17 protein-coding genes and 1 pseudogene are annotated in these 14,957 nt (G+C 66.4%); 5 read left to right on the top strand and 13 right to left on the bottom strand.

Translation table 11 applies throughout. From position 1 onward, the window contains the following. Nucleotides 1-19 precede the first annotated feature (19 nt). Nucleotides 20-1,240, top strand: coding sequence for a cupin domain-containing protein (locus QZM35_RS09170; RefSeq protein ID WP_089425738.1), 1,221 nt, complete (start codon nt 20-22; stop codon nt 1,238-1,240). A gap of 56 nt (nt 1,241-1,296) precedes the next feature. Then, a pseudogene (locus QZM35_RS38145) lies at nt 1,297-1,543 on the top strand (hypothetical protein). Nucleotides 1,544-1,563: 20 nt separating this feature from the next. Here the strand turns inward: QZM35_RS38145 and QZM35_RS09165 are convergent. From QZM35_RS09165 to QZM35_RS09115, 11 genes are all read right to left on the bottom strand, one after another. After that, nucleotides 1,564-1,728, bottom strand: coding sequence for a hypothetical protein (locus QZM35_RS09165; RefSeq protein WP_164725389.1), 165 nt, complete (start codon nt 1,726-1,728; stop codon nt 1,564-1,566). A gap of 121 nt (nt 1,729-1,849) precedes the next feature. Further along, nucleotides 1,850-2,626, bottom strand: coding sequence for an MBL fold metallo-hydrolase (locus QZM35_RS09160; protein ID WP_089425740.1), 777 nt, complete (start codon nt 2,624-2,626; stop codon nt 1,850-1,852). Nucleotides 2,627-2,630: 4 nt separating this feature from the next. Then, nucleotides 2,631-3,776 (bottom strand): outer membrane protein assembly factor BamC, encoded by a 1,146-nt coding sequence (bamC, locus tag QZM35_RS09155; protein ID WP_089425741.1) that lies wholly within the window; start codon nt 3,774-3,776, stop codon nt 2,631-2,633. 111 nt (nt 3,777-3,887) lie between these two features. Then, on the bottom strand, nt 3,888-4,793 hold the full coding sequence (gene dapA, locus QZM35_RS09150) for a 4-hydroxy-tetrahydrodipicolinate synthase (protein WP_011352532.1): 906 nt from the start codon (nt 4,791-4,793) through the stop codon (nt 3,888-3,890). A gap of 48 nt (nt 4,794-4,841) precedes the next feature. Continuing rightward, nucleotides 4,842-5,444 (bottom strand): bifunctional 2-polyprenyl-6-hydroxyphenol methylase/3-demethylubiquinol 3-O-methyltransferase UbiG, encoded by a 603-nt coding sequence (locus QZM35_RS09145; protein ID WP_089425742.1) that lies wholly within the window; start codon nt 5,442-5,444, stop codon nt 4,842-4,844. An 8-nt stretch (nt 5,445-5,452) separates the two neighbouring features. Continuing rightward, nucleotides 5,453-6,655 (bottom strand): tryptophan--tRNA ligase, encoded by a 1,203-nt coding sequence (locus QZM35_RS09140; protein WP_011352534.1) that lies wholly within the window; start codon nt 6,653-6,655, stop codon nt 5,453-5,455. 8 nt (nt 6,656-6,663) lie between these two features. After that, nucleotides 6,664-7,326: a site-2 protease family protein gene (locus QZM35_RS09135; protein ID WP_069248339.1), complete on the bottom strand. Its 663-nt coding sequence runs from the start codon at nt 7,324-7,326 to the stop codon at nt 6,664-6,666. Between the two features lie 49 nt (nt 7,327-7,375). Then, a complete protein-coding gene (locus tag QZM35_RS09130; RefSeq protein WP_039364722.1) occupies nt 7,376-8,008 on the bottom strand; it encodes an L-threonylcarbamoyladenylate synthase in 633 nt (210 codons plus the stop codon). A 72-nt stretch (nt 8,009-8,080) separates the two neighbouring features. Then, nucleotides 8,081-8,911, bottom strand: a complete 831-nt coding sequence (locus tag QZM35_RS09125) for a 3',5'-nucleoside bisphosphate phosphatase (RefSeq protein WP_179255063.1) — start codon at nt 8,909-8,911, stop codon at nt 8,081-8,083. Nucleotides 8,912-8,992: 81 nt separating this feature from the next. Beyond that, nucleotides 8,993-9,883, bottom strand: a complete 891-nt coding sequence (locus QZM35_RS09120; RefSeq protein WP_089425744.1) for an alpha/beta fold hydrolase — start codon at nt 9,881-9,883, stop codon at nt 8,993-8,995. A 179-nt stretch (nt 9,884-10,062) separates the two neighbouring features. Continuing rightward, entirely contained in the window at nt 10,063-10,920 is an 858-nt protein-coding gene (locus QZM35_RS09115) for a ferritin-like domain-containing protein (protein ID WP_089425745.1), read from the bottom strand. A 149-nt stretch (nt 10,921-11,069) separates the two neighbouring features. On the opposite strand from QZM35_RS09115, the gene QZM35_RS09110 reads away from it, so the two are divergent. The 3 genes from QZM35_RS09110 (at nt 11,070) to QZM35_RS09100 (ending at nt 13,064) form a co-directional block, all read left to right on the top strand. Then, a complete protein-coding gene (locus QZM35_RS09110; protein WP_071334714.1) occupies nt 11,070-11,594 on the top strand; it encodes a gamma carbonic anhydrase family protein in 525 nt (174 codons plus the stop codon). Between the two features lie 25 nt (nt 11,595-11,619). Then, nucleotides 11,620-12,570 carry an Hsp33 family molecular chaperone HslO gene (gene hslO, locus QZM35_RS09105; RefSeq protein WP_089425746.1) on the top strand — a complete coding sequence of 317 codons (951 nt, stop codon included), beginning with the start codon at nt 11,620-11,622 and terminating at the stop codon, nt 12,568-12,570. Nucleotides 12,571-12,704: 134 nt separating this feature from the next. Continuing rightward, complete coding sequence (locus QZM35_RS09100; RefSeq protein ID WP_089425747.1) at nt 12,705-13,064, top strand: hypothetical protein; 360 nt, start codon at nt 12,705-12,707, stop codon at nt 13,062-13,064. Nucleotides 13,065-13,154: 90 nt separating this feature from the next. Here QZM35_RS09100 and ftsB read toward each other — a convergent pair whose 3' ends face one another. Both ftsB and eno read right to left on the bottom strand, forming a co-directional pair. After that, complete coding sequence (gene ftsB / locus QZM35_RS09095) at nt 13,155-13,580, bottom strand: cell division protein FtsB (protein WP_046546044.1); 426 nt, start codon at nt 13,578-13,580, stop codon at nt 13,155-13,157. 81 nt (nt 13,581-13,661) lie between these two features. Then, entirely contained in the window at nt 13,662-14,945 is a 1,284-nt protein-coding gene (gene eno / locus QZM35_RS09090) for a phosphopyruvate hydratase (RefSeq protein ID WP_011352544.1), read from the bottom strand. Nucleotides 14,946-14,957: the final 12 nt, after the last annotated feature.

The raw sequence follows: 14,957 nt of genomic DNA, 5'->3' as shown, positions 1-14,957 counted from the left end.
ATACAAATCTCATTATACGATGCGCAACCGGTCTCAAGCCGAACCGCGGGATGCCGCTGCCGCCCCGTTCGGCGCGCCGCCTTCCGATCTTCCCACACCGCTGCTCGGCGGTCTTACGCCGGCGCAATTCATGCGCGGCTACTGGCAGAAGAAGCCGCTCCTGATCCGCCAGGCAATCCCCGGCGTCGCGTCGCCGGTCTCGCGCGACGCACTGTTCGAGCTCGCCGCGGACTATGACGCGGAATCGCGACTGATCACCCATTTTCGTAACAAGTGGCAACTGGAGCAGGGCCCGTTCGAGTCCGGCTCGCTGCCGGCCGTCACGCGCAAGGCCTGGACCCTGCTCGTGCAGGGGCTCGACCTGCACGTCGATGCCGCGCGCGCACTGCTCGACCGCTTCCGCTTCATCCCCGATGCGCGTCTGGACGACCTGATGATCTCCTATGCGACGGACGGCGGCGGCGTCGGTCCGCACTTCGATTCGTATGACGTATTCCTGCTGCAAGTCGAAGGCCGGCGCCGCTGGCGCGTCGGTGCGCAGAAAGACCTGTCGCTGCAACCGGACGTGCCTCTGAAGATCCTCGAAAATTTCGAGCCGAGCGACGAATGGGTGCTGGAACCCGGCGACATGCTCTACCTGCCGCCGCACATCGCGCACGATGGCGTCGCCGAAGGCGAATGCATGACCTGCTCGATCGGCTTCCGGGCCCCGTCCGCCGGCGAGCTGGGCGCCCAGTTCCTGTACTATCTCGCGGAGCGTGGCGGCCTGCGCGACGGTTGTGGCGATGATCTTTACCGCGATCCGAAGCAGCCGGCCGTCGACACGCCCGCCCAGCTGCCTCCGGCGATGGTCGAGCGCGTGGCCGAGATCGTGGACGCGATCCGCTGGCGCAAACGGGACGTCGCCGAATTCCTCGGCTGCTACCTGAGCGAGCCCAAGCCGAACGTCGTTTTCGACCCGCCCGCGCGCCCGCTGTCCGAGGCCGCGTTCGTCACGCAAGCGTCACGCCGTGGCGTGTGTCTCGACAGAAGGGCCGCATTGATGTATAACGCGCGCTCGTACTTCATTAATGGTGAAGAAGGACCGCTCGAGCAGGCCAGCGAATGGCTGCCCGAACTGGCCAATCAACGCCAGATGGAGGCGAAACGGTTTGTAACACTATCCCGGGTTCCCTCGATGACAGCCTTGTTGCACGAGTGGTATCGTGCGGGCTGGATACGGGTCGGAAACCGGATTTAGTGTGAGTCGCCCCGTATGCCCGTACGGATCAAATTCTGTATGGGAAAGACAACGTATTGACCCCGCATTTGTCGACGGTCGATAGGAAAGTGCATATAATTTCCGCCCAAGCCGTAGGGAAGATTCACGCTCTAAGAAGTGCATCTCCACCAGCGGCCCAGGTCGGTGTTGGAGCACATTACCGGTATTGTTTCGCGCTGTTGCTTACCTTTAACCATAAAAGGACGTGATCATGAAGAAATCCCTCCTCGTAGCTTCCCTGTTGGCTGCTGTTGCACTGGCTGCTTGCAACAAGAGCGCTGATCAAGCTGCTTCGTCGGCTGCTAGCGACGCTTCGGCTGCTGCTTCGTCGGCTGCTTCGGCAGTTGCTGGTGCTGCGAGCGACGCTTCGGCTGCTGCTTCGTCGGCAACGGCTGCTGCGAGCGACGCTGCTGCTGCAGTGGCGTCGGCTGCTTCGGCAGCGACGGCTGCTCCGGCTTCGGGCGCAAGCCAGTAAGCCTCAGCGTCAGCTGAAAAAAAACCGGCCCGAGGGCCGGTTTTTTTACGTCTGTCGTTTCTGCGTCTATCGCACGGCAGTCGCACCGGGCCGCCGCAGCGGCCCTGCCCCGCTCATCCGAGCGCCAGCCAGTCGAAGCCCGCGTCCTGCGTGGCCACGACCACGTCGTCCCCGCTCGTCCCCAGTACACCGCCAAACGCCTGGCGGACCAGTTCCGGCAGGTTGTTCTGCTGGCTCAGGTGCGCCGCGACCAGGTGCTTGAGGCGGCTGCGCTCCAGCGACGCGAGGATGTCCGCTGCAGCGTCATTGCTCAGGTGGCCGTGGTTGCCGCCGATACGCGCCTTCAGCGACTGCGGATAGCGGCTCGAGGCCAGCATCGCGGTATCGTGATTGGATTCGAGTACCAGCGCGTCACAGCCGCTCAGGACGGCCGTGATGTGCGGCGTGGCCATCCCGACGTCCGTCAGCACGCCGAGCCGGCTGGCGCCGTCCATAAAGACGAACTGGAGCGGCTCACGCGCGTCGTGAGGGACGGTATAGGGCATCACGGCCAGATCGCGGATCGCGACCGTCTCGTCGCCCCACAGCACGTGGAGATCGACATCGGCCTCGTCCGCGCCTACCGCGCGCGCGGTGCCCCAGCTCATGTAGAGCGGCAGCGATCCGCGGCGGGCGAGCGTCAGCGCACTGCCGACGTGGTCGCTGTGTTCGTGGGTAATGAGGATCGCATCGAGATCGCCGATGCAGAGATTCAGTCGGCCGAGCCGGCGCTCGACCTCCTTGGCGGAAAAGCCGCAGTCGAGCAGCACGCGAGTGGTCGTCGTGCCGCTCGAGGCCTCGACGACCAGCGCGTTGCCTTCGCTGCCGCTTCCGAGGCTGGAGAATCGCACGCGCTTAGTTCAGCTGCGCGTGGAGCAGCGAAATGATCCGCTGAGCGTCCGACGAGTTGTCGACCTGGCCGTTTGCGCCGACCACCGCAACCAGCGTGCTGCCGTTGCCCTGTGCGCGCACGTTGACGAGGTACTCCTTGCCCGGCTTCGCGGCCGACGGACCACCATAGAACAGCTTGCCGAACAGGCCGTCGCGCTTGAGCTCTTCCATCGTGTTCGCATAGCGCACGGTGTACACGCCCTTCTCGCGATCACGATTGTCGACCGCGAAGTTGGTGCGGTCGAGCGCCAGGCCCACGCGCAGCCATGCGCGATCGAACGACTCGGCCAGTTGCAGCGTCGCCCCGCCGCTGCTCGTGTCGCTGACCTGCGCCGGCGCCGTCGCGGGACGGGCATCGGTCAGCAGCTGCTTCGCCTGCGCATCGGTCAGGCCGAACTTCTGCATCAGCTTCGACAGGAATACGGCTTCGAGCACCGGGTTGCGCGGACGCTCTTCCCAGCGCGACGACGTGCCGCCCTGCGGGCCGACCATCATTTCTTCCATCGCGCTGTGCGTGATCGAGATATCGGTGTTGCCGTCCGACGTGCGGTTCACGAGCGTGCGGAAGCGGTCGCGCGTGCCGGACGAGTACGCGAAATCGATGACCTTGCCGATCGTACGGCGGAACCAGTCGTCGGGGATGTTCGCGCGGTTTTCAGCCCAGTCGGTGGCCATGATGCCCGTCGACGGCGCATCGGTCTTCAGCGAGAAGCCGTTCTCCTGCCAGAACTCCTTCAGGATCGGCCACAGCTGCTCGGGCGTGCGGCCATCGACGACGAGCCAGCGGCGGTCGCCGTCGCGCTCGATGTGCATGCCGAGCGGATCCTGCGCGCTCGGGATGCCGTCGGTCGCGTTGCCCGCCTGCGTCGTGACCCGCGGCGGCAGTGTGCCGAGGCCGGCGTTGCTCGGCGGCGCGACGAACTGCTGCGTCGTCGGCACCGGCTTCAGGTCGCTCGGCACCGCGAGCGGCGGCGCCGAACCGGTGTTCTTGTAGTTGACCCGGTCAGGGGCCAGGTAGTCGTTCAGCGTATCGCAGCCGGCGAGCGCGCCCAGCGCCAGCGCCATCACCGACATCTGGATGGCGCGAGAGGAAAAGGCGAAACGTTTCATGAAATCCTTCGTCTTGCTAGAACGCTCGTCAGGAGCGGCGCCGGACGGAGCCGGCCGGTGCGGGTTGATCAGGGTTCGAGCCGGCGGCCGCAGGACGCGACCGCCTCGGCATCAGGCGAGGACGCCGGCCTCGACGAGGGCCGAACGCACGGCTTCGTGGCAGCGCTCGTCGAGCGCCGTGAGCGGCAGCCGGATGCCGCCCTGCATCTTGCCCATCGCCTGCAGCGCCCACTTCACCGGAATCGGGTTCGCTTCGATGAACAGGTTCTTGTGCAGCGACAGCAGCTTCATGTGCAGCGCGCGAGCCGTCTGTACGTCACCGGCCAGCGCCGCGCGACACAGGTCGCTCATCGCGCGCGGTGCGACGTTCGCCGTGACCGAGATGTTGCCGTGGCCGCCGAGCAGCATCAGTGCGATCGCGGTCGGATCGTCGCCGCTGTAGATCGCGAAATGCTTCGGGGCAGCCTTGATCAGGTGCGCGGCGCGATCGATGTTGCCGGTCGCTTCCTTCACGCCGATGATGCCCGGGACTTCCGCGAGGCGCAGCGTCGTCTCGTTCGCCATGTCGGCGACCGTGCGGCCCGGCACGTTGTACAGGATCACCGGCAGGTCGACCGCTTCGGCGATCGTCTTGAAGTGACGGTACATGCCTTCCTGCGTCGGCTTGTTGTAGTACGGCACGACCTGCAGCGTCGCGTCCGCGCCGACAGCCTTCGCGTGCTTCGTCAGCTCGATCGCCTCGGCGGTCGAGTTGCCGCCCGCGCCCGCGATGATCGGGATGCGTTTCGCCGCATGCTCGACCGCCGTGCGGATCATCAGGATGTGCTCTTCGACGTTGAGCGTTGCCGACTCGCCGCTCGTACCGACCACGACCAGCGCATCGGTGCCTTCCGCGATGTGCCAGTCGATCAGTTTGCGAAACGCCGGCAGGTCGAGACTGCCGTCTTCGAGCATCGGGGTGACGATCGCGGGGATGCTGCCGCGGATTTGAATGCCGTCTTGGGTGCCGTTAGCCATGAAACGCGAATGAGATTATGTACCGGTAAACATTGAGATTGTAGCGGATTAGCCGGGCAGTTCGTAACGTGGAATTCCCGCCCCCGCCTTCGGGGTCGCGCCCTCGCGCACTGCGCAAAGACGCTGGACGAATGCCTCGCGCGGCGCGGCGACGAACCCGTCCTCGTACGCGACCACCCGCAGGCGGCCGTGCACGGCGTCCAGCAGCTCGCCCGGGGCGAGCAGGAACGCGGGGTTGGACGGTTTCCCGACCGTTTCGTTTCCTTGCGCGAAGGTTTCGTAGATCAGCACGCCGCCCGGCGCCACCGCATCGAGCAGATGGGGCCAGAGCCGACGATGCAGATAATTCGTGACCACCACCGCCGCAAACTGCTCGCCGGCCGGCAACGGCCACGGCGCGCCTTCGAGATCGGCGTCACGGGCATCGACGCCCGGAATCGAACGCAACGCGGCCAGCGCGGGCGGATCGCGGTCGAGTGCGACGACCGGATGGCCGTGCGACGCGAACCAGCGCGCATGGCGGCCGCCGCCCGCAGCGACATCCAGCACCGCGCCGCCCGGCGACACGAGCCGCGACCATTGCGCGACCCAGCGCGACGGCTCGGCCTGGGCGACGTGGCCGCCCGCGGCGGCAATGACGGATGCGCTCATGCGGTCGATCAGTTGTACGACAGGCCCATCGCGTCACGCACGTCACGCATCGTTTCCGTCGCGTACTTGCGCGCCTTGTCGCAACCGTCCGCGACGATCGCGCGCAGCAGCGACGGGTCGTCCATGTACTTCTGCGCGCGCTCGAGCATCGGCTGCTGTTCGCGCAGGATGCCTTCGACGACCGGCTGCTTGCAGTCGAGGCAGCCGATGCCCGCCGAGCGGCAGCCCTTCTGCACCCAGTCGTGCGTCGCTTCGTCGGTATAGACCTGGTGCAGCTGCCACACCGGGCACTTGTCGGGATCGCCCGGATCGGTGCGGCGCACGCGCGCGGGATCGGTCGGCATCGTGCGGACCTTCTTCGTGATCGTCTCGGCGTCTTCCCGCAGGCCGATCGTGTTGCCGTACGACTTGGACATCTTCTGCCCGTCGAGGCCCGGCATCCGCGATGCTTCGGTGAGCAGCGCCTGCGGCTCGACCAGGATGATCTTGCGCGCGCCTTCGAGATAGCCGAACAGGCGCTCGCGGTCGCTCATCGACAGGCTCTGCGATTCCTGCAGCATCGCGCGCGCCTGTTCAAGCGCCTCGTCGTCGCCCTCCTGCTGATACGCGTTGCGCAGCTCGTGATAGAGCTTCGCGCGCTTGCCGCCGAGCTTCTTCGCGGCATCGAGCGCCTTCTCCTCGAAGCCCGGCTCGCGGCCGTACAGGTAGTTGAAGCGGCGCGCGATTTCGCGCGTCATCTCGACGTGCGGCACCTGGTCTTCACCGACCGGCACGAGCGAGCCGCGATACAGCAGGATGTCGGCCGCCATCAGCACCGGGTAGCCGAGGAAGCCGTAGGTCGACAGGTCCTTGTCCTTCAGCTTCTCCATCTGCTCCTTGTAGGTCGGCACGCGTTCGAGCCAGCCGAGCGGCGTGCTCATGCCGAGCAGCAGCGCGAGTTCGGCGTGCTCCGGCACCTTGCTCTGGATGAACAGCGTGGCCTGCGCCGGATCGATGCCGGATGCGAGCCAGTCGATCAGCACGTCCCACACGTTCTTCTCGATGACCTCGGGAGTCTCGTAGTGCGTCGTCAGCGCATGCCAGTCGACGACGCAGAAGAAGCACGGGTACTCGGACTGCAGCTTCACCCAGTTTTTCAGCACGCCGTGGTAGTGACCGAGGTGCAGCGACCCGGTGGGTCGCATGCCGGAGAAAATACGTTCAGGGAACATGATTGTCGTTAGAGAAGCGAGGCGAATGGGGACAGGATGGCGCTCAGGACGGCGTAGCCGACGTTGACGAGCGGGCGCAGCCAGAAGTTCGTCAGCACGCCCGTCGCGACCAGCACGAGGACGATGATGAAACCGTACGGCTCGATGCGCGACAGCGCGATCGATTGCTTCGTCGGCAGCAGCGCCGCCAGGATGCGGCCGCCGTCGAGCGGCGGCAACGGAAACAGGTTCAGCACGCCGAGCACGAGGTTCGCGCTGACGCCGGCAAACGCCATCCGCGTGAAGAACGGCTCGTCGACGCCGACGGCGGGCAGTACGAGGGTCAGCACACCCCAGATCAGCGCCTGCACGAAGTTGCAGGCCGGTCCCGCAAGCGATACCCACAGGCTGCCCCAGCGCGGATCGCGCAGGTTGCCGAACGACACCGGCACCGGCTTCGCATAGCCGAACAGGAACGCGCCGCCCGTCAGGAAATACATCGCGAGCGGAATCGCGATCGTGCCGAGCGGATCGATGTGACGCATCGGGTTGAACGACACGCGCCCCATCATGTAGGCAGTGTTGTCGCCGAGCAGGCGGGCGGCGTAGCCATGCGCGGCCTCGTGCAGCGTGATCGCGAAGATCACGGGCAGCGCGTAGACGGCGATGGTCTGTATCAGGGAAGCATCCATATCGCGTTATTGTAACAAGCGCACTCGCGCAAAAAATGGAACGGCGCGCTTACGCGGCCGAGAGTCCGAACGGTTCGAGCGCGCCGCGCCCCGCGCGCACGAGCTCGGGCTCGTCGCCGGTCAGGTCGATCACCGTCGACGGCTCGCGCGGGCACGCGCCACCGTCGATCACGAGGTCGACCTGCTTCTCGAGCCGCTCGCGGATTTCTTCGGGGTCGTTGAGCGGCTCGTCGTCCGGCGGCAGGATCAGCGTCGTGCCGAGCAGCGGCTGGCCGAGCGATTCGAGCAACGCGAGCGTGATCGCGTGATCGGGCACGCGCAGGCCGATCGTCTTGCGCGACGGGTGCGACAGCCGGCGCGGCACTTCCTTCGTCGCCTGCAGGATGAAGACGTACGGGCCCGGCGTCACCGACTTGATCTGCCGGTACTGGCGGTTGTCGACCATCGCGAAGTTGGCGAGCTCCGACAGGTCGCGCACGAGCAGCGACAGGTGCTGCTTCTCGTCGAGGCCGCGAATCCGGCGCACGCGCTCGACCGCATCCTTGTCGTCGAGATGGCACGCGAGCGCATAGCTCGAATCGGTCGGCATCGCGATCACGCCGCCCTTGCTGACGATTTCCACGGCCTGCTTGATCAGGCGCGGCTGCGGATTATCCGGGTGAATCCTGAAGAACTGGGACATGGGGGGCGTAAAGGGGGAGAAATCGGATGCGCGCGGCCGGCAGCAACGCAGGTGGCAGGCCGCCGCCCGGTGTCAGAGCCAGCGTTCCCAGACCGGAGTCAGGTCGGGCGGCAACGGCGGCAGGCTGCCGAGCTCGACACGGCCCTCGCCTGGCGCATGGAAATCCGAGCCGCGCGACGCTTCGAAGCCGAAGCGGCGTGCGACGTCCGCATATTCGCGGTACTGGTCGGGTGTGTGGCTGCCCGTGACGACCTCGATCGCGCGGCCGCCCAGATCGATGAATTCGCCGAAGAACGCGTCGAATTCGACGGGCGTATAGCGATAGCGGCCCGGATGCGCGACCACCGCTTCGCCGCCGGCCGCGCGAATCCACGCAACGGCGTCGGGCAGCGTCGCCCAGCGGTGCGGGACGAAACCGGGCTTGCCGTCGCCGAGCAGCCGATCGAACACATCGGATGTCGACGTGGCGTGACCGTTTTCAACGAGGAAGCGCGCGAAGTGCGTGCGCGAGATCAGGTCGGGATTCGACACGTACTTCAACGCACCGTCGTACGCGCCGGGAATGCCGAGCGTGGCGAGCTGCTCGCCGATCGCCACCGCGCGCGCCGCGCGGCCGTGGCGCGTGCGGTACAGGCCGTCGACCAGCACCGGATTCGCGGGATCGACATTCAGGCCGACGATGTGCACGGTGCGCGATGCCCACGTGACCGAAATCTCGACGCCGCTCAGGTAGCGCATGCCGAGCGCTTCCGCTTCGCTGCGCGCCGCTGCCTGGCCGCCGATCTCGTCGTGGTCGGTCAGCGCCCACAGGGTCACGCCGCCGGCATGAGCGCGGCGCGCGACGTCGGCAGGCGGCAGCAACCCGTCGGAAACATTCGAATGGCAGTGGAGATCGGCGTTCATTGTCGGCATGGCAGGTAAGGCTTCATTCTACTGCAACGCGGCAATGCGCCGCCCGCGTGCCACGCCGCTGCCGCCGCGCGCCTACGCGCAGAACGCCTCGATCAGCGCCGCGATCTGCTCGGGCTGGTCGTGATGCACCATGTGTCCGGCGTCCTCGACGAGCTTCTCGCGCCAGTCGGGGAACGCGTTGAAGCGCGCCTTGAATTCCGGCAACGGGATGTCGCCCGCGATGTGGGCCAGCGTCGGCGAATTGACGGCTTCGACGTGCAGCACCTTCGCGCGCACCTGCGCCCAGGTGGCCATCACTTCGTCGAGTCGGTACAGCTGCGGCCCCGGCATCTTGTGCGCGGGGTCGGCCAGCAGGTGGTACTGACCGTCGTCGCCGCGCTTCGACCAGTGCGCGGCGAGGAACGCCGCACGGCGCGGGTCGAGCCGCGGATTGGTCTTGATCAGGCGCGCCGCCACGTCGTCGAGGGACGCATATGGGCGCAGCACGGGCGGTTCGCGCAACTCGTCCAGCCAGCCGCGCAACCGGCGCGGCGCCTGCTCGGCCCGCGCGGGCGCCAGCCCGAAACCCTCGAGATCGACCACGCGCCGCACGCGCTCCGGCCGCGCGCCGGCATACAGGCACACGACGTTCGCGCCCATGCTGTGCCCGACCAGGTTGACTTCGCCGGCCGGCGCATAGTGGTCGACGAGCGCATCGAGGTCGCCCAGGTACTCGTGGAACCAGTAATGACCGCCGCCCTGCCGCGCGACCGGCCAGTCGGACAGCCCGAAACCGCGCGCATCGGGCGCGATCACCTGCCAGTCGCCCGCGAGCGCATCGACAACGAACTGGAACGATGCCGAGACGTCCATCCAGCCATGCAGCATGAACAGCGTCGGCGCATCGGGCCGGCCCCAGCGCCGGACATGCAGCTGGACGCCGCGCACCGTGACGAAATCGGAAACAGAACTCGATGCACTCATTGCCGCCGCCAGAAAAAAGAATGATCGTTCGATTATAGCGGCGCTGCTCTCTTTCCGGCGTCCGGCAATCGAGGTGCCGCTCTAGCGGCGCGCGTAAGCCCGGGGCCGCGGAGAAGCACCATGTCCCGGGCCCCCGAGACGGCGGGCGGCACGTCGAAGTGCGGCCGAACGCGCGCCGGCTAGCGTGGCGCGTTGCCGTCCGCCACGTCCTGCGCGGCCAGTTCGTCGAGTTCGGCCTGCTCGAATCCGGCATCGCGGCGCGCATCGAAATTGAACGGGCCGCGCAGCCGCGGCGCATGGTATTGCTCGGCGAGCTGCCGGTAGGTGGGCACCGGATCGCGGCCGGCTTCGTCGCACAGATGCCGGAACCAGCGGTTGCCGATCGCGACATGGCCGATTTCGTCGCGCAGGATCACGTCGAGGATCGCGGCCGACGCATCGTCGCCCGCCTGCACGAGCCGCGCGCGGATCGGCGGCGATGCGTCGAGCCCGCGGGCCTCGAGCGTGCGCGGCACGAGCGCCATGCGCGCCAGCACGTCGCCCTTGGTCCGCTCGCACATCTCCCACAGGCCGTTGTGCGCGGGAAAATCGCCGTACGCATGCCCGAACGCCGCCAGGCGCTCGGACAGCAGCGTGAAGTGATAGGCCTCCTCGGCCGCCACCTTCAGCCAGTCCGCATAGAACGGGGCCGGCAGGCCCGCGAAGCGCCAGACCGCGTCGAGGGCCAGGTTGATCGCATTGAACTCGATATGGGCAAGCGCGTGCAGCAGCACCGCGCGCCCTTCGGGCGAACGCATGCTGCGTCGCCCGAGCTGGCGCGGCTCGACGAGCGGCGGGCGCGCCGGCCGGCCGGGCAAATCGGCCGGCTCGGGCAATTCGAGCGACGGCGCGATCGCCGCCTGCCTGGCCCGCAGCGCATCGTAGAGCGCGCGCACCTGGGCGGCCTTCGCCACGGGTTCGGCGTCACGCAGCGCGGCAAGCGCGGTGCGGCGCACACAGGCAGACGCATTGCCGAAAGAAGAAGACTCCATGCTCATAAACGGGGACACCCTGCGTGCGCATCGCGGGAGCGCACGCACGCGACGGTTTACAATAGGCGATTGTTCCGCGGCGCAATGCGCATGCGCCGGGCAAACCAGACGCGCCATTCTACCGGCGCCCATCATCGAAGAGACAAGGAGACTCCGTGACGATCTACAAGCTGGGCGATACGGCCCCGACGATCCACGAAAGCGTATTCGTCGCCGATACGGCGGCCATCATCGGCAAGGTCGTGCTCGAGGAGAACGCGAGCGTCTGGTTCGGCGCGACGATTCGCGGCGACAACGAGACGATCACCGTCGGCGCTGGCAGCAACGTCCAGGAAGGCGCGGTCCTGCACACGGATCCCGGCTTTCCGCTGACGATTGCCGAAAACGTGACGATCGGGCACCAGGCCATGCTGCACGGCTGCACGATCGGCGAGGGTTCGCTGGTCGGTATCCAGGCGGTGGTCTTGAATGGAGCGGTAATCGGCCGCAACTGTCTGGTTGGTGCCGGCGCGGTCGTGACGGAAGGCAAGACGTTCCCGGACAACTCGCTGATTCTCGGCGCACCGGCGAAAGTCGTGCGCGAGCTGTCGGCGGAAGACATTGCGCGGCTGCGCACGAACGCGAAGACGTACGTCGAGCGGCGTGCGCATTTCAAGGAGCAACTCGTGCGGATCGGGTGATTCGCACGGATTTCAAGGAAGAAGAGTGAGCGACCAGTTACAGAAATTCATGTTCAATGCGGCGCCCGTGCGCGGCGAGATCGTTTCGCTGCGCAATACGTGGCAGGAAGTGCTCGCCCGCCGCGACTACCCTGCCCCGGTGCGCACGGTGCTCGGCGAGATGATGGCCGCGTGCGCGCTGCTGTCCGCGAACCTGAAATTCAACGGCACCCTGATCATGCAGATCTTCGGCGACGGGCCGGTCCAGATGCTGGTCGTCCAGTGCGGTTCGGATCTGTCGATGCGGGCCACCGCGAAGTTCGCCGGCGACTCCGCCCAGACGATCGGCGACGACACGCGCTTCGCGTCGCTCGTCAATGCGAGCGGCCACGGCCGCTGCGTGATTACGCTCGACCCGGCCGACAAGCTGCCGGGCCAGCAGCCGTACCAGGGCATCGTGCCGCTGAACGGCGTCGAAGGCCCGCTTGAATCCGTCTCGCAGGTGCTCGAGCATTACATGCATCATTCGGAACAGCTCGACACGCGGATGTGGCTCGCGGCCGATCGCGACCGCGCGGTCGGCATGCTGCTGCAGAAGCTGCCGGGCGACGGCGGCATCGTGCCGCGTAACGCCGAAACCGATACCGATACGTGGGAGCGCGTCTGCACGCTCGGCGGCACGCTGTCCGCGCAGGAACTGCTCGAGGTCGAACCGGAAGTCGTGTTCCGCCGGCTGTTCTGGCAGGAAAACGTGCAGCACTTCGAACCGGCCGGCACGCGTTTCCAGTGCTCGTGCTCGCGCGAGAAGGTCGGCGCGATGCTGCGCATGCTCGGCCGTGAAGAAGTCGACAGCGTGATCGTCGAGCGCGGCCATGTCGAGATTCATTGCGAGTTCTGCAACCAGCGCTATGAATTCGATCCGGTCGATGTCGCGCAGCTGTTCGCGGCACCCGGCGTCGAGACGGGCATCGCGCCCGCGACCGAGCAGCGTCACTGATCAGTGGCCCGATGCCCGCCATCCGGGCACGGGCGCATAATGACGCACGAGCGTCGCACGCAAGGCTCCGGCGCCGAAGTCACGCACTTCGGCGCAAGCCGCTTCCCGTCGTCGGCGCGCTGCAGGAGAAACACATGAGCCCGCTTCATCGTCCGTTCCACACCATCGTCCTGACGAGCGTTGCCGCCGGCACGCTCGCGCTGGCCGGCTGCGCGATGCCGCCGCCGACTTCCACGATCCTGAGCCGCCTGCCCGAACCCGGTGCATCGGGCGGCCAGCCGCCCGCACTGTCGAGCGCCGAACGCAAGCGCTATGACGAGATCGACCAGCAGGTGCTGCGCGAACAGAACAGCGCGATGGCAGCCGAGGCCGCCGCGCGCGCATGGGCCTATTACTCGCCGCCGCCGGTGACGGTCTACGGCGGGTATTACGGCGGATGGGGCAATCGCTGGGGCTCGGGCATCAGCTACGGCTACCCGGGATGGTGGTGGTGAGCGTGCATCGCTCAGCCGATTGACTACCGGCAGGAAATAAAAAAGCGCGGCATTTCCCGCGCTTTTTCAATGGGTTCGAGCAATCATGCATCAGTGATGCGCGGCCTTGCCCTTGTCGCCGCCATGATGCCGCGACGGCTTCGCGATCGACTGCGGATTCGGCACGACACGCACCGGTGCCGCGGACACGGCGCCGCGCGTCGACGTATTCGACGGCGTGTTGTTCAGCGGGACGGCAGGCGCATTCGGCGACACGAACTGCACGAATACCTCGCCGTCCTTCACCATGCCCATCTCGTAGCGCGCGCGCTCCTCGATGGCCGCGGTGCCGCCCTGCAGATCCTGTACTTCGCCCGCGGTGCGCTCGTTGCGCAGCTTCTCGTCCGCGTTCTTCTGGAGCTGGTCGTCGAGCTGCTGACGCAATTCATGCACCCGCAGCCAGCCGCCGTGTCCCCACCATAGGGGGTACTGAATGAGCGCCAGCAAGGCAATCAGGACGACAGTGACAAGCCGCATGTAAGAACCGCAGATATAAGAAGCGCCGCTCCGCGCACATGCACAGAGCGGCGTCGATATGACGAACCCGATAGTAGCGCGTTAGCGCAGGTTATAGAAAGCCGATTTACCCGGGTAGCTTGCGATGTCGCCGAGATCTTCCTCGATGCGCAGCAGCTGGTTGTACTTCGAGATGCGGTCGCTGCGCGACAGCGAACCCGTCTTGATCTGACCGGCGTTCAGGCCGACCGCGATGTCCGCGATCGTCGAATCTTCCGTTTCGCCCGAGCGGTGCGAGATCACGGCCGTGTAGCCTGCGCGCTTCGCCATTTCGATTGCCGCGAACGTTTCGGTCAGCGTACCGATCTGGTTGATCTTGATGAGGATCGAGTTCGCGATGCCCTTCTCGATGCCTTCCTTCAGGATGCGCGTGTTCGTGACGAACAGGTCGTCGCCGACCAGCTGCACCTTCTTGCCGAGGCGGTCGGTCAGCAGCTTCCAGCCTTCCCAGTCGCTTTCGTGCATGCCGTCCTCGATCGACACGATCGGGAACTTGTCGGCGAGCGTCGCGAGGTAGTCGGTGAATTCGGCCGACGACAGTTGCAGGCCTTCGCCCGCGAGCTGGTACTTGCCGTCGTGGTAGAACTCGGATGCCGCGCAGTCGAGTGCGAGCAGCACGTCTTCACCGGCACGGTAGCCGGCCTTCTCGATCGCCTGCAGGATCGTCGACAGGCACTCGTCGTTGCTGCCGAAGTTCGGCGCGAAGCCGCCTTCGTCGCCGACCGCCGTGCTCATGCCGCGGTCGCTCAGGATCTTCTTCAGTGCGTGGAACACTTCCGCGCCGCAACGCAGGGCTTCACGGAACGTCGGCTGGCTCACCGGGACGATCATGAATTCCTGGATGTCGAGGCTGTTGTTCGCGTGCGCGCCGCCGTTGACGATGTTCATCATCGGCACCGGCAGTTGCATCGCACCCGAACCGCCGAAATAGCGGTACAGCGGCAGGCCGGCCTCTTCGGCGGCTGCCTTCGCGACGGCCATCGACACGGCCAGCATCGCGTTCGCGCCGAGGCGCGACTTGTTGTCGGTGCCGTCCAGCTCGAGCAGCGTCTTGTCGAGGAACGCCTGTTCCGACGCGTCGAGGCCCATGATGGCTTCGGAGATTTCGGTGTTGATATGCTCGACTGCCTTCAGCACGCCCTTGCCGTTGTAGCGGCCGGCTTCGCCGTCGCGCAGTTCGATCGCTTCACGCGAGCCGGTGGACGCGCCCGACGGCACCGCCGCGCGGCCCATCGTGCCCGATTCGAGCAGCACGTCGCATTCGACGGTGGGGTTGCCGCGCGAATCCAGAATCTCGCGGCCGATGATATCTACGATTGCACTCATGGGTTTCCTCTG

Origin of the sequence: Burkholderia sp. AU45274, assembly GCF_030482505.1 — a bacterium.
In the GTDB taxonomy this organism is placed as follows: domain Bacteria; phylum Pseudomonadota; class Gammaproteobacteria; order Burkholderiales; family Burkholderiaceae; genus Burkholderia.
Note: the sequence above shows the minus strand (reverse complement) of the source record. Positions and strands in the feature narration are given on the sequence as shown.